The sequence below is a fragment of the Streptomyces sp. ME19-01-6 genome, assembly GCF_033793745.1.
In the GTDB taxonomy this organism is placed as follows: Bacteria; Actinomycetota; Actinomycetes; order Streptomycetales; family Streptomycetaceae; genus Streptomyces.
The window spans coordinates 22,280-36,809 of record NZ_JARAXF010000046.1; the positions used below are offsets into that span (position 1 = coordinate 22,280).

Sequence of the window (14,530 nt, forward strand, 5' to 3'; positions counted from 1 at the left end):
CACGTGGCGATCGAGACTCCGGGCGAAACGGTCAGCGCCCGCGGACCGGGGCGATGGACTCCAGGGTCGGCACCACCGGCTTGATGGTCCCGTCGGCCGCGAACTCCATGCGGTCGATGGTGGTCTCGCGGTGTGTGCCGTCGCCACCCGCCTTCCCGGGGCCGTTCACGGCGAACCGGTGGTAGGCGATGTACCAGTCGTCCGTACCGGGGACGTTCACCACCGAGTGGTGGCCCGTCCCCTTGATCCCGTACTCGGTGCGCTTGGAGAGGATCGTGCCCCGCTTGGTCCACGGGCCGAGAGGTGTCGTGCCGGTGGCGTAGGCGACGTGGTAGTCCTCGCTGCGGGTGTCGTCCTCGGACCACATGAGGTAGTACGTGCCCTTGCGCTTGACGACGAAGGAGCCCTCCCGGAAGTTGTCCGGGGTGAACTTCCGCACCTTCGAGGTGTCGAAGGACGTCATGTCGGCGTTCAGCGGCACCCCGTACGCCTGGCCGTTGCCCCAGTACAGATACGCCTGGCCGTCGTCGTCCGTGAACACCGCCGGGTCGATCATCTGGCCGGCGAACTGGCCCTTGGCCACCAGCGGTTCGCCCAGCGCGTCCTTGAAGGGGCCGCCGGGGGAGTCGGCGACCGCGACGCCGATCTGCTGTTCGGCGCAGAAGTAGAAGTAGTACTTGCCGTCGCGCTCGACCACCGCGGGCGCCCACGCGTTGTTGTCCGCCCAGCTCACATCGGGGCCGAGATCCAGGATGACTCCGTGGTTCTCCCAGTGGACCAGGTCTTTCGACGAGTACGCGGTGAACTTGGTCCCGCTCCAGCTTCGGAAGCCGTCGGTCGTCGGGTAGATCCAGTAGCGGCCGTCGAAGTACTGGATGTCCGGGTCGGCGTTCAGCCCGGGCAGCACCGGGCTGCGCATCGGCACGGCTTCGACGGTCCAGTCGCGGGTCGTCCCGTCGGCGGTCTTCAGCGTGTACGTCCGGGCCTTGCGGAAGTCCCGCCGGGTGCCGGAGGCCGGGCTGAGGGTGGCGCCGGCCGGGAGCGCGAAGCGGGGCGCGAGACGGCGGAGATCGGCTTTCGGGTCCATCGGCAGCACGACCTTGCCGCTCGCCTCGGTGACGACCGCGTACCCGTTCTGGCCCTTGGCCGTGACGTCGGCGAGCGAGGTGGAGGACGCCGGGTAGGCGCTCAGCAGCCGGTCGTACTCGGCCTGCGTCACCGGGAGCACGGTGCCGTGCCGGGGGCTGGCGGGCAACTGGTAGTTCTGCGACGGCGTCCACTTGCCCGAGCCGAGGTCGGTGGTCTCGAACGGGATGTAGCCGCGGCCGCCGAACTCGTCGATGAACAGATACCACTTGTCCTCGGTGTTCGACTTGAAGATCGTCGGCCCCTCGCCGCGGTCGATCGCGCCCTTGCCGATGCAGTCGGCGACGAAGTCGTACGAGGTGTCCGTCAGCGAGGTGGACTTCTCGGCCGTGATGAACTTCGAGCAGGGCGTACCGGAGGACGGGTCGCGCTCGTCCTTGGTGAACCGGTAGTACGTGCCCTTGTCCTTGATGACGGTGGAGTCGATGACCGAGTAGCCGGGGTCGTTCCACACCTTGGGCTCGCTGAAGCTGCGGAAGTCCTTCGTCGTCGCGTACAGCATCTTGTTGTACGTGTTGCCGGTGTGGTTCGGGTCGTCCTCGGCGTAGAGCTTCGAGGCCCAGAAGACGACGTACTCGCCGAGATCCTCGTCGTAGTACGCCTCGGGCGCCCAGGTGTTGCCCGCGGTGTCCGGTGAGACCTTGACGAGGCGCTGGTCGGTCCAGTGGACCAGGTCGGTCGACTCCCACACCATGATCGACTTGCTGCCGGTGCGCTGTACCTGGTCCCAGGTGCCGCTGGAGTTCTGGTACATCCGCAGGTCGGTGGCGATCAGATAGAACTTGTCGCCCTTGGGGGAGCGGATGACGAACGGGTCGCGCAACCCCTTCTCGCCGAGGCTGGAGGTGAGGACGGGCTTGCCGGCGTTCAGCTCGCGCCAGTGCAGCGGGTCGTTACCGCGGCTGAGGGCCATCCGTATCTGTTCGCCGTCGGCCGTGCCCTCACCGGTGAAGTAGGTGAAGAGATAGCCGGCGTACTTCTGTCTCGGCTGCGCCGCCGATGGCGCTTCGCCGCTCTGTGCGGGGCTGGGGGATGCGGCCAGGAGGCTCACCACCATCGTGAACAGGACGAGCAGCGGCAGGAGGAGGGTTCGGGCTGTACGGGACGCCATGAAACATCCTGTGGGAGTCTGATGGATTCTGTTGAAGTGCTGGCCTGAGTGTGGTCAGTCGACTCCCACGCGTCAATGGGTGCGGGCCGCTCACGGGAGCGAAAGTTTTCGACCGCGCTGTGGGTTTCGGTGGCACGGTCGGTTTCCTTGCCGGATGCCGCGGCCCGCCCGGGTGGCATGCCCGGCCGGACGCCGCACAGGCTGGAAACATGGCACAGGATCCACGACCGGACACCGGCCCGCGGGTCAGGGTCAACCAGGTCGGCTATCTGCCGTTCGGACCGAAACACGCGACCGTCGTGACCGACGCCACCGGATCGATCCCCTGGCAGGTGAACAACAGCGCCGGCGTCGCCGTGGCGGCCGGCGCCTCGACGCCGGCCGGGGTGGACCCATCCTCCGGACAGCAGGTGCACACCCTGGACTTCAGCGCGGTGACCGAGACCGGCACCGGATACACGCTGAGCGTCGACGGCCAGACCAGCTACCCGTTCGACATCTCCGCCACCGTCTACGACCAGCTGCGCTCCGACGCCCTGCACTTCTTCTACGTCCAGCGCAGCGGCATCCCCATCACCGACGCACTCGCGCCCGGGTACGGGCGGCCGGCCGGACACATCGGTGTCCATCCCAACAAAGGCGACACCAGCGTGCCCTGCCGGCCGGGTGCCGGCGACTACCAGCTGGACGTGAGCGGCGGCTGGTACGACGCCGGCGACGAGGGCAAATACGTGGTCAGCGGCGCCATCGCCACCTACCAACTCCTCAGCGAGTACGAGCGGACACTCACCGCACCCCGGGGGCGCCTGGGTCCGCCGGGCGACGGTGACCTGCGCGTTCCCGAGACCGGCGACGGGGTGCCGGACATCCTCGACGAGGCGCGCTGGGAGTTGGAGTTCCTGCTGCGCATGCAGGTGCCCGCCGGGCGGCCCCTCGCGGGAATGGCGCACCACAAAGTGCACGACGACAACTGGACCGGGCTGCCGCTGCCTCCGCACCAGGACCAGCAGCCGCGTCATCTGCACCCGCCGTCCACGGCGGCGACGCTCGACCTGGCCGCGGTCGCCGCGCAGGGCGCCCGGCTGTACGCGCCCTACGACCAGGGCTTCGCCCAGCGCTGCCGGACCGCCGCCCGCACCGCCTGGGCGGCCGCGCAGGCCCACCAGGACCTGTTCGCCGACAGGGCCGATGCGATCGGCGGTGGCCCGTACGACGACGCGGACGTCACCGACGAGTTCTTCTGGGCGGCCGCCGAACTGTTCGTCACCACCGGCGAGCAGACGTTCCTCGACGCGGTGCGGGCCTCCCCGTATGCCACCGGCGAGGCGTTCTTGCCGTCCGGGTTCGGCTGGCAGCAGGTCGCCGCGCTCGGCAGGCTCGACCTGGCGACCGTGCCCAGCCCGCTGCCGGACGCCGACCGGAACGCCGCCCGCGCCTCGGTGGTGGCCGCCGCTGACCGGTATCTCGCGACGGCACGCGGCCAGGCGTACGGGATGCCGCTCGGGGAAGGCGATTATGTCCAGGGCTCCAACAGCGTGGTGCTCAACAAGCTCGTCGTCATCGCGACCGCCTTCGATCTGACCGGTGACCAGCGGTACCGCGACGGGGTACTGGAAGGGCTGGACTACCTCTTCGGCCGCAACGCCCTCAACCAGTTCTATGTGACCGGGTACGGCGAACACCACTCCCACCGTCAGCACAGTCGCCTCTACGGCCACCAGATCGACCCTGCGTCGCCGCGGCCACCGGCCGGTTCGCTCGCGGGCGGCCCGAGCGTCGGCCTGGAGGACCCGAGGGCGAGCAGGCTGCTGATCGACCGCACGGTCGATCCGCCCCGGCGGCCCGCGCCGCAGTTCTGCTACCTCGACGACATCCGGTCGTGGTCGACCAACGAGGTCGCCATCAACTGGAACGCGGCGCTGTCGTGGGTCGTCTCGTTCGCCGCCGACCAGCCGGCGGCAGCCGCTTCACCACCCTGACCATCCTGTCGTTCGTCTGTTTGGCACTTCCTCCTTTCGTGTGACCTCCCCGGGTTAGGCCGCCGTGCCGGGGCCCGTCCCTCGGACACTGAACGGACAGGGGCGGGGCGAGGAGGGGGATGGGGACATGGCAGGCAATACCGTTCTGTTCGCGGTCCGGGAGCACCCCGGGGACGACACGGCCGGAGCCGAGCAGCTGCGCAGGATCCGTGATGAGCTCGAGGCCGGCGGCTTTGCGGTGCGGTGGGTCGGCACCGGCGCCGACGCCCAGACCGTGCTGCGCACCGAGGCCGGTCTGGCCGCCGCGCTGGTGGACTGGGGCCTCGACCCGCACAGCGGCGGGTGGGACGGCGAGCCGGGCGGCGCCGTGGTGCTGCGCCACATCGGCCGGCGGTTCCAGGACCTGCCGGTCTTCCTGAGCACGGCCGATGAGCACTTCGAGGACCTGCCGCTGTGGGTGTCGGAGACCGTGGTCGGCTATGTCTGGCCGGCCGAGGACACCGCCGCCTTCATCGCCGGACGGATCTCCAGCGCCGCCCGTGCCTACCGCGAGGCCCTTCTGCCGCCGTTCTTCAAAGCGCTGCGACGCTTCGACGACACGCATGAGTACTCCTGGCACACCCCCGCACACTCCGGCGGTGTCGCCTTTCTGAAGTCGCCGGTGGGCCGGTCCTTCCACGACTACTTCGGGGAGCGGCTGTTCCGAAGCGATCTGTCGATCTCGGTGGAAGCGCTCGGCTCCCTGTTCGAGCACACCGGGCCGATCGGCGAGGCGGAGCGGAACGCCGCCCGGGTCTTCGGCGCCGACCTCAGCTACTTCGTCCTCCACGGCGATTCCACCTGTGACCGCCTGGTCGGCCACTTCTGCGTCACCCGCGACGAGATTGCCCTGGTCGATCGCAACTGCCACAAGTCGGTGCTGCACGGTCTGGTCATCTCCGGCTCCCGGCCGGTCTATCTGATCCCCACGCGCAACGGCTACGGGCTGTCCGGGCCGCTGCCCCCGGGCGAGATCCGGGGGGAGACGGTGACCGCCCGTATCGCGGGAAACCCGCTGACGCGCGGGGCGCTCTCCCCTCAGGCCCAGTACGCGGTGTTCACCAACTCCACCTACGACGGCCTGTGCTACGACGCCGTCCAGGCCGCCCGAGGGCTCGCGGCCAGTACTCCCCGGGTCCACTTCGACGAGGCCTGGTTCGCCTATGCCCGTTTCCACCCGCTCTACGCCGGGCGCTACGGCATGTCGGTCGGGCCCGACACCTTCCCAGGGCCCGACCGGCCCACCGTCTTCGCCACCCAGTCCACCCACAAGCTGCTGGCCGCGCTGTCGCAGAGCGCCATGGTGCACATCAAGCCCGCGCCGCGAGCCCCGGTGGAGCACGATCGGTTCAACGAGGTGCTGATGATGCACGGCACCACCTCTCCGCTGTATCCGATGATCGCTTCCCTGGACGTCGCCACCGCGATGATGGACGGGCTACAAGGCCGCTGGCTGATCGACGAGGCGGTGACCGAGGCGGTCCGCTTCCGCCAGGCGGTGGTGCGGATCGGGCGTCGTATCAAGGCCGCCGGGGACCGACCCGCCTGGTTCTTCGGGGTCTGGCAGCCGGAGGTGGTGACCGATCCGGCCGGCGGAGAGCGGCTGCCCTTCGACGAGGCCCCGGTCGAGCTGCTGCGTACCGAACCCTCGTGCTGGGAGCTGGAGCCGGGCGCCGAGTGGCACGGCTTCCCCGGGCTCAGCCAGGGCTACTGCATGCTCGATCCGCTCAAGGTGACCGTGACCTGCCCGGGGATCGACGCGACCGGCCGGATGGCCGAGTGGGGCATCCCCGCCCGCGTCCTCACCTCCTACCTGGCCACTCGGAACGTCGTGGTGGAGAAGACGGACAGCTACACCACCCTGGTCCTGTTCTCCATGGGCATCACCAAGGGCAAGTGGGGCACCCTGCTCGACGCCCTGATGGACTTCAAGTCCCTCTACGACGAGGACGCGCCGCTCGACCGTGTGCTGCCCGAGCTGGTCACCGCGTACCCCCAGCGCTACACCGGCCGGACCCTGCGCGGCCTGTGCCAGGAGATGCACGACCACCTGCGTGAGGTGAGCCTGGTCCAGCTGCTGGACACCGCCTTCCAGGAGCTGCCGGAGCCGGTCGTCCCGCCGCAGCTGTGCTATCAGCGGCTGATCCGCGGTGGCACCGAGCGGGTGCGGCTGGCCGAGGCGGCGGGGCGGGTGGCCGCGGCCATGGTCACCGTCACTCCGCCCGGTATCCCGGTGCTGATGCCCGGCGAGGGCATCGGCACCGCGAGCGGTCCGCTGCTGCGCTATCTGACCGCGCTCGAGTCGTTCGACCGGCGCTTCCCCGGATTCCGCAGCGAGACCCACGGGGTGACCATCGACTCCGACACCGGCGACTATCTGATCGAGTGCCTGGCCCGGGGCGAGGAGGCCCACCGCAGCGCCCTGGACGATCCGCGCAGGCTGGTCGTCCCGTCCCCGGCCCCCGGCGAGGACGCCAGGCCCGCCGCTCTCGAGCCCTGAGGGGGGAACCGAGCGCTACGGAAGAACAAGGATGCTGCACGGGTATTGACCGCTCATACGAGGCCGTGAAAACTCCTGTGACTACGTAGTCATTCCGGCGAGGCGTTGCTCGTCTCCTGCGATTGACTACGTAGCCAGCCAGTGGGCACCACACAGGAGACAGCATGTCGGCCGCCAGTCCAGAGGACTCCTCCCAGCTGACTCGGCGCCGTCGCGGACGGCCCGGGATGATGGATGTCGCCCGGGTCGCCGGCGTCTCACAGAAGACGGTGTCCCGGGTGGTCAACGGCGAGCCCCATGTGAGCGCCGATGTCCGCGACCGCGTGCTGAGCGCCATCCGGGAGCTGGACTACCGTCCGAACAACGCGGCGCGGGCCCTGCTGATGGGCCGCTACCGGCGCATCGGCGTGGTCACGCTCGGCACCGCGCTCTACGGCCCCTCGACACTGCTGATCGCGCTGGAGCGGGCCATGCAGCGGGCGGGGTACTCGTTTGTGCTGGCCAGCACCCTTGAAGGGCAGGGCGGCGGCATCGCGGCGGCCGTGGAGTCCCTGCTGGAGCAGGGCGTGGACGGCATCGTCCTGTCCGAGCCGATCGACGACGGTGTGCCGCCCAGGATCGGCGCGGACATACCGGTGGTCAGCGTCGGCGAGGGCATGGAGCCGGCGAAGGGCCCGAGCGCCGTGGTCCGCGCCGACGGCGTCGCCGCGGCCCGAATGGCCACCGAACACCTCCTCGGGCTGGGCCACCGCACGGTGTGGCACATCCCCGGCCCCCAGGACTGGTGGGCCGCGCGGGACCGCGCCCGCGGCTGGCGCGAGGCGCTGGCCGCCGCCGGCGCCCCCGAGCCCCCGCTGCTGCCGGACGGCGACTGGACCCCGGCCGCCGGCCATGCCGCCGGGCGGAAACTCGCCGGGAACCGTGAGATCACCGCCGTGTTCGCCGCCAACGACGACATGGCGATCGGGGCCCTGCGCGCGTTCGCCGAGGCCGGGCTGAGCGTGCCCGGCGAGGTGAGCGTGGTGGGCTACGACGACATCCCCGCCGCCGCCTATCTCTCCCCACCGCTGACCACCGTCCGACAGGACTTCGCCGCCGTCGCCACCCGCGCCGTCGCCGTCCTGATCGCCATGATCGAGGGCAGGCCCCACCCGGGCCAGCCCGGCGATCTCGTGGCCTCGCTGTCCGTACGAGACTCCACCGCCCGCCCCCGCTGACCCACCCCTTCCCCGCACGTACCGCCGCACCGTCGGCGGGACGGCCGACGGCACACCGCCGCCGGCCCGATCCGCCCTGCCCGCCTGCGCCGCCCGGAACGGCCACGCAGGCGCACCCTGTAGCCGCACCACGTGAGGAGTCACGTGTGTACCCTCCACCACGTCCGGCGCGCCGCGCCCTGCTGCGAGGCGCCCTCGGCCTCGGCGCGGCCGGTGCCCTCGCCGCCTGCGGGCACGACGCCGCCACCGTCCGCACCTCCGGCGCCGTCACCCTCTCCCTGTGGACCCACGACCCGGGCTACCAGGCCTTCTTCTCCAAAGGGCTGCGCGAGGCCGATCGGCGCACCGACTACACCTACCAGCTGGCCGTCACCCGGGCCGGGGCGGCCGACCTCGTCACCAAGCTGCTCGCCCAGGCCGTCGCCGGACGCGGCACCCCGGACGTGATGGGCTTCGTCATCGAGGCCTTCCCCCGGATGCTGCGCGGCGACATCGCCCCGCGGCTGCTGCACGACTTCACCGCCGACATAGCCGCCGTGCCCGGCCTGGCGGATGATCTGCTGCCCGCCCGCACCGCCCCGTACAGCAAGGACGGCAAGATCTACGCCCTCGACTCGGACACCCCCATGGTCGTCTACTACTACCGCGACGATCTCTTCACCGAGTACGGGCTCCCCGCGGACACCCCGACCTGGGAGGAGTTCGCCGAGCTCGGCGCGCGGGTGCACCAGGACCACGGCGCCTCGCTGTGTGTCGTGGCCACCGGCAGCGACGTCGGTCAGGTCGTCGCCTCCTTCCAGATGCTGCTCTACCAGCGCGGCGGCGCCCTCTTCGACGCCGACCAGCGACTTGTGCTCGACTCCCCGGAGGCGGAGGAGGCGCTGACCTTCCTCTGCGAGGGCCTGCGCGGCGGCTTCGTCATCGACATCTCCGACTACTACGGGGCCGCCATGCAGACCGCGCTGAAGCAGGGCAAGGTCATCGGGCTGCCCATGGCCACCTGGTACAAGAGCTACGGCCTCATGCCCAACGTGCCCGATCAGTCCGGGCGTTGGCGGATCCGCGCCCTGCCGCGGTTCGCGAACGGCGGTGGCCGTACGGCCACCCTCGGCGGCACCGGCTTCGGCGTGATCAAGGACAAGGCGAACACGAGGGCGGCCACGGAGTTCCTTCTGAACACCTGGCTCACCCGCGACGGCCAGGTCCGCCGCTACACCGACATCGGCTATCTGCCCACCCGCCGCTCCGTCTACCAGGACCCGCGGCTCCACGCGCTGAAGGACACCTTCTGCGGCGGACAGCGCCTCCTCGGTCTTTACCGGGAGCTGCTGCCCGAGGTGCCGGCCGTCCACCAGAGCCCCGACCAGTCGATCCTCTACGACGTGCTCGGCGGCAACCTGCTGCGCGCCTACCGCGGCGACCTCACCCCGCGCCAGGCGCTCAAGCAGACCACCGAAGACTTCCGCGACCAGGCCGGCCGTTAGGGCCTGTCATCGAAGGCGACGACAGACCCTGGGAGGACACCACCATGACCACCACCCTCGCCGGTACGGCGCGCACCACCGGTGCGCGCGCGGCGCGGCGCGGCGCCGCCCCTCGCCCCCGCGGTCCGCGAGCCCCGTACCTCTTCATCGCCCCCTTCTACCTCCTCTACGTCCTGTTCATGCTGGTCCCCATCGCCGTCTCGCTGTGGCTGAGCCTGACCGAATGGGTCGGCCTCGGCAGCCCGCGCTGGGTGGGCCTGCGCAACTACCGGCTGCTCGCCACCGATGCCAGCTTCCAGCGGGCCATCGGCAACACCGGCGTGTATGTGCTGATCGCCGTCTGCGTCGTCGTTCCCCTCGCCCTGCTCATCGCCCAGGCCCTCAACACCCGTGGCCTGCGCGCCCGCGACCTGTGGCGGACGGCGTACTTCGTCCCCATCGTGGTGTCCCCGATCATCGTGGCGCTCGTCTTCGGCCTGATGTTCGACCGGCAGTTCGGGCTGCTGAACTCCGCGCTGCGCGCCCTGTTCGGCACCGGCGGGGTGGACTGGCTCGGCGACCCGGGTCTGGCCAAGGTGACCATCGGGCTGGTGATGCTGTGGCGCTGGACCGGCTACCTGACCATCTTCTTCCTCGCGGGACTCCAGGCGGTGCCCCGGGAGTTGTACGAAGCGGCCGCCCTCGACGGCGCCGGGCGCCTGCGCACCTTCGCCACCGTCACCCTCCCGGCGCTCAAGCCGGTGACCGCCTTCGTCGTGGTCACCTCCTTCATCGGGGCCGCCCAGATCTTCGACGAGCCCTATCTGCTGACCGGGGGCGGGCCGGCCGAGGCCACCCTCTCCGTGACGATGTTCATCTACCGGGCGGCCTTTCAGCGCCAGCAGTTCGGATACGCGGCCGCCGCGGCCGTGGTGCTGTTCGTGCTCGTCTTCGCCGCCAGCCAGCTCTTCAACCGCCTGCTCGGCATCGGGAGGGCCTCCGTATGAGCACGATCGCCTCAGCCGTCCGCGTGAGGAGCGGGCGCGCGCTGCTCTACGCGACGCTCTTCCTGCTGCTCCTGGCGTTCCTCGCCCCGCTGCTGTGGGCGCTGAGCGGCTCGTTCAAGCCGCGCGGCGACATCTTCGGCTATCCACCGAAGCTGATCCCCGACCCGCTCACCTTCGACAACTACCGCCACCTCGTCGACCAGCAGCCGTTCTGGCGCTGGTTCCTGATGAGCACCGGGGTCGCCGCCATCGCCACCGTCGTCTCCGTGTCCGTCTGCGCCCTGGCCGGCTACGGGTTCGCGAAGTTCCGCTTCGCGGGCAAAAGGCTGCTGTTCGGCGTGATGTTCAGCTCGCTGTCCATCCCGTTCGCCGTGATCCTTGTGCCGCTGTTCGTGATCCTGGTCAAGACGGGACTCGGCAGCCCCTGGTTCGCCCTGATCGTGCCATGGGCGGCGCCCGCGTTCGGGATCTTCATGATGCAGCAGTACATCGTGCAGTCCGTCCCGGACTCGGTGCTGGAGGCGGCCCGTATCGACGGGGCGAGCGAGTTCGGCATCTTCTGGCGCATCGTGCTGCCGCTCCTGCGCCCCTCGCTCGGCGCGCTGGCCCTATGGACGTTTCTGCAGAGCTACAACAGCTTCCTGTGGCCGCTGGTCCTGGTCTCCGACAGCTCGCAGTACACCCTGCCGCTCGGGCTGCAGACCCTCTTCGTCTCCGAGAACCGCCAGTACGACCTGGTGATGGCCGGTGCCGTGCTCGCCGTCGTCCCGGCCGTGGCCCTCTTCGTCCTGCTCCGCAAACAGCTGCTGGAAGGCCTGTCCACGGGCGCGGTCAAGGGCTGACACACCCCTCCCCACCATCTGAAGGAGAAACATGTTCGAGCTGCCGGGCCGAGTCCTGTTCGGTGCCGCCTACTACCACGAGTACCAGCCCTGCGAACGGCTCAAGGACGATCTCGACCTGATGGCCGAGGCCCGCTTCACGGTGATCCGGGTCGGGGAGTCCGTGTGGTCGACCTGGGAGCCGGAAAACGGCCGCTTCGACCTCGGCTGGCTGCGGCCCGTCCTGGACGGGGCGCACGAGCGGGGGATATCGGTGATCCTGGGGACGCCGACGTACGCCGTGCCGCCGTGGCTCGCCCGGCAGTACCCGGAGATCGCGGGGGAGCGGCGCACCGGCGAGCGCATCCCGTGGGGCGCCCGCCAGGAGGTGGACTTCACCCACCCCGCGTTCCGCTTCCACGCCGAGCGGATCATCCGAGAGATCGTCGGCCGGTACGCCTCCCACCCGGCCGTCATCGGCTACCAGGTCGACAATGAGCCCGGTCTTGAACTCTTCCACAACCACGGGGTCTTCCAGCGCTTCACCGACCACGTCCGGGAGACCTACGGCGATGTGGAGACCCTCAACCGCGAGTGGGGACTGGTCTACTGGTCGCACCGGCTGTCGACGTGGGCGGACCTGTGGACCCCCGACGGAAACGCCCAGCCGCAGTACGAGCTCGCCTGGCGCCGCTTCCAGGCCCGCCTGACCACCGAGTTCATCGCCTGGCAGGCCGGCATCGTGCGCGAATACGCCCGCCCCGGCCAGTTCGTCACCACCTGCATCTCCTACGAACGGCCGACGGTCGAGGACGACCAGCTGACCCGAAGCCTCGATGTCACCGCCGGCAACCCGTACTACTCGATGCAGGACGCACTGGCCCTCCCGGACCGCACCGACCAGGCGCAGAGCTGGACGACGAACGGCACGTGGGCGCTGTACCAGAGCGCCGACCGCATGTACTCCTCACGCCAGGAGCCCTTCCTGGTCACCGAGACCAACGCCCAGGCCATCGGCGCTCTCTGGAACAACCGCCCCGCCTACGACGGCCAGTGGCGCCAGGCCGCCTGGGCGCTGATCTCCCGCGGCGCCTCGATGATCGAGTACTGGCACTGGCACACCCTGCACTTCGGCACCGAGACATACTGGGGCGGCATCCTGCCCCACAACGGGAAGCCGGGCCGTGTCTACCGCGAACTCGCCGCGCTCGGCGGGGAGTTGGAGACGGCGGGCGACCTGGTCGCGGCGCTCACCCCGGACGCCGACGTCGCGTTTCTCTACTCCCACCCCAGCAAGTGGGCCCTCCAGGCCCAGCCGCCCCTGGCCGCCCCCGACGGGGGCCCGGACCCGCGCTCGTACCGGACCATCTGCGACGCCTTCTACCGTGGCGCGTTCGACGCCGGACTGCAGACCCGCATCCTGCACCCGGGGCAGCTGGCGGCCGCGGAACTGCCGAGTGTGCTGGTCGTCCCCGCCTTCTACGCGGCGGACGACGCCACCCTCGACCGGCTGGCGGCCTATGCCGAGGCGGGCGGCCACCTGGTGCTCGGACCCCGCACCGGGTACGGCGACACCGAGGCCAGGGCGCGCGTCGACGAGCAGCCCGCGCGGCTGGCAAAGGCGGCCGGGGTGACGTACGACGAGTTCAGCACCCTCGGCGCTCCGCTCGCCCTCCACGGCACGGGCATCGGCAACTTCTCGCTGCCGCCCCAGGCGCGGGCGCTGCACTGGGCGGACGGCCTGACGCTTCGGGGCGCCGAGGCCCTGGCGACCTACGACCACCCGCACTTCGGCCGCTGGCCCGCGGCCACCACCCACCGGCACGGCGCCGGGCGCATCACCTACGTCGGCACGGTGCCCGACCCGGACTTCGCCGCGGCTCTCTTCCGCTGGGCGGCCCCCGTGGACGTCTGGCGCGCCGCTCATCCGAGTGTCACCTCGACGACCGCCACTTCGCGCGACGGCCGCCTGGTCCGCTTTGTGCACAACTGGTCCTGGGACCGGGTGTCCGTGTCCCTTCCGGCTCCGGCACGTGATGTGCTCACGGGAGAGGAGCACGCGGCGGGGGACGAAGTCGTCCTGGACGCCTGGGACGTCAGGGTCTACCAGCAACAGGAGGCCCCCACCGACCGCGACTGAAGCGCGGCGGGCTTACTGGATGCTCCAGCGGTGCGGATGCCCGGGATCGGCCGGGCAGGCGAAGATGTTCAACTCACCCCAGCGGCCCACGGTCACCTCGGTCGGCGTGGCGGAGCGCCGAGCCTCGGGAAGGTCCCTCTCCTCCAGCGGGATCCAGCTGCGGCTGCCGCCGTCCCACTCCGAACTGTCGATCGTCAGCAGCAGCTCCATCGGCGTCGCGCAGGCCCGGCAGTTCATGGGGGCGGGGTCGGTCAGATGCCACGACGCGAAACCGCCGGCGCGCCAGCCGGGCGGAATGGACAGGTCGTACTGGTAGTAGGGGGGCGGCTCGACCCCGTGCTCGTCTCCCTCCTCGCCGTAGCCCACCTCGGCCTCCGCTTCCGCCTCCGCCGCTTCGGCCGCCTCCTCGAGGGCTTCCTCCCTGGCGTCTATCCGGGCTGTCAGGTCCTCGGGCAGCAGCCCGGCGAACGGATAGGTGACCACCTGCTCCGGGTGGAGCACACAGGGCTCCGCCACATACCCCTCGAAGCCCACGACCTCCGGCCGCGGCGGCGCGGCCAGCACCTCACCGACCTCCCACGACCGGCGCCAGAGCAGCCGCGGCGACATGCCGTACCCCGTCCTGCCGTGCCGGTCGAAGGGGCACCAGAACACCTGGAGAAGATCGCAGCCGTCCGGCCCCGCGGCCAGGTCGGGGACGTCCCGCCGGTACAACTGGGCGACCCCGATCATCGGCAGCGGGTCGGTGTCCCCGATCCCCGCGACACGGTGCTCACGGCGCAGCTCCGTCAGGAGCCGCCGCTCCTCCTCCGTGGGACCCGAGGCCTGGTCGCGGGCCCACGCGGCGGCCAGCATCCGCCGCGCCCGGTGGATGTCCGCGGGGCGGCGCCCGCGCCCGCGCCGGTGCGGCTCGGTGCACACCGGCCACGGCTCGTCCGCCGGCCACAGCAGCGGACCGCCCACCGAACTGTCCGACACCCCCGGGCTGCCCGGCCGCGGGTGCAGCCGGGTCGTCGTGGAGCGGTGGGCGGCCAGTTCCGGGAAGAGCGCCTCGACATCCAGCGGGCGTGGCGGTGTGGTCCTCGTCATGGACGTGACTCTAAGGAG

9 protein-coding genes are annotated in these 14,530 nt (G+C 70.6%); 7 read left to right on the top strand and 2 right to left on the bottom strand.

The annotated features are described in order from the left end of the window. Positions 1–31 precede the first annotated feature (31 nt). Complete coding sequence (locus PV419_RS48870; protein ID WP_319700306.1) at positions 32–2,257, bottom strand: family 43 glycosylhydrolase; 2,226 nt, start codon at positions 2,255–2,257, stop codon at positions 32–34. Between the two features lie 209 nt (positions 2,258–2,466). Between PV419_RS48870 and PV419_RS48875 the strand changes: the two genes are divergently transcribed. The 7 genes from PV419_RS48875 to PV419_RS48905 all read left to right on the top strand — a co-directional run bounded on the left by PV419_RS48875 (position 2,467) and on the right by PV419_RS48905 (position 13,423). Beyond that, positions 2,467–4,236: a glycoside hydrolase family 9 protein gene (locus tag PV419_RS48875; protein WP_319700308.1), complete on the top strand. Its 1,770-nt coding sequence runs from the start codon at positions 2,467–2,469 to the stop codon at positions 4,234–4,236. Between the two features lie 127 nt (positions 4,237–4,363). Further along, positions 4,364–6,775, top strand: a complete 2,412-nt coding sequence (locus tag PV419_RS48880; protein ID WP_319700309.1) for an Orn/Lys/Arg decarboxylase N-terminal domain-containing protein — start codon at positions 4,364–4,366, stop codon at positions 6,773–6,775. Positions 6,776–6,939: 164 nt separating this feature from the next. Then, positions 6,940–7,992: a LacI family DNA-binding transcriptional regulator gene (locus tag PV419_RS48885; RefSeq protein WP_415925541.1), complete on the top strand. Its 1,053-nt coding sequence runs from the start codon at positions 6,940–6,942 to the stop codon at positions 7,990–7,992. Positions 7,993–8,138: 146 nt separating this feature from the next. After that, positions 8,139–9,476 (top strand): ABC transporter substrate-binding protein, encoded by a 1,338-nt coding sequence (locus tag PV419_RS48890; RefSeq protein ID WP_319700311.1) that lies wholly within the window; start codon positions 8,139–8,141, stop codon positions 9,474–9,476. Between the two features lie 44 nt (positions 9,477–9,520). Then, positions 9,521–10,462, top strand: a complete 942-nt coding sequence (locus tag PV419_RS48895; RefSeq protein ID WP_319700312.1) for a sugar ABC transporter permease — start codon at positions 9,521–9,523, stop codon at positions 10,460–10,462. Further along, a complete protein-coding gene (locus PV419_RS48900) occupies positions 10,459–11,304 on the top strand; it encodes a carbohydrate ABC transporter permease (RefSeq protein WP_319700314.1) in 846 nt (281 codons plus the stop codon). Before PV419_RS48895 ends, PV419_RS48900 begins: the two co-directional genes overlap by 4 nt. Before the next feature lie 31 nt (positions 11,305–11,335). Further along, a complete protein-coding gene (locus tag PV419_RS48905; RefSeq protein ID WP_319700316.1) occupies positions 11,336–13,423 on the top strand; it encodes a beta-galactosidase in 2,088 nt (695 codons plus the stop codon). A gap of 12 nt (positions 13,424–13,435) precedes the next feature. On the opposite strand, the gene PV419_RS48910 is transcribed toward PV419_RS48905, so the two are convergent. Beyond that, positions 13,436–14,512: a hypothetical protein gene (locus PV419_RS48910; protein ID WP_319700318.1), complete on the bottom strand. Its 1,077-nt coding sequence runs from the start codon at positions 14,510–14,512 to the stop codon at positions 13,436–13,438. Positions 14,513–14,530 lie beyond the last annotated feature (18 nt).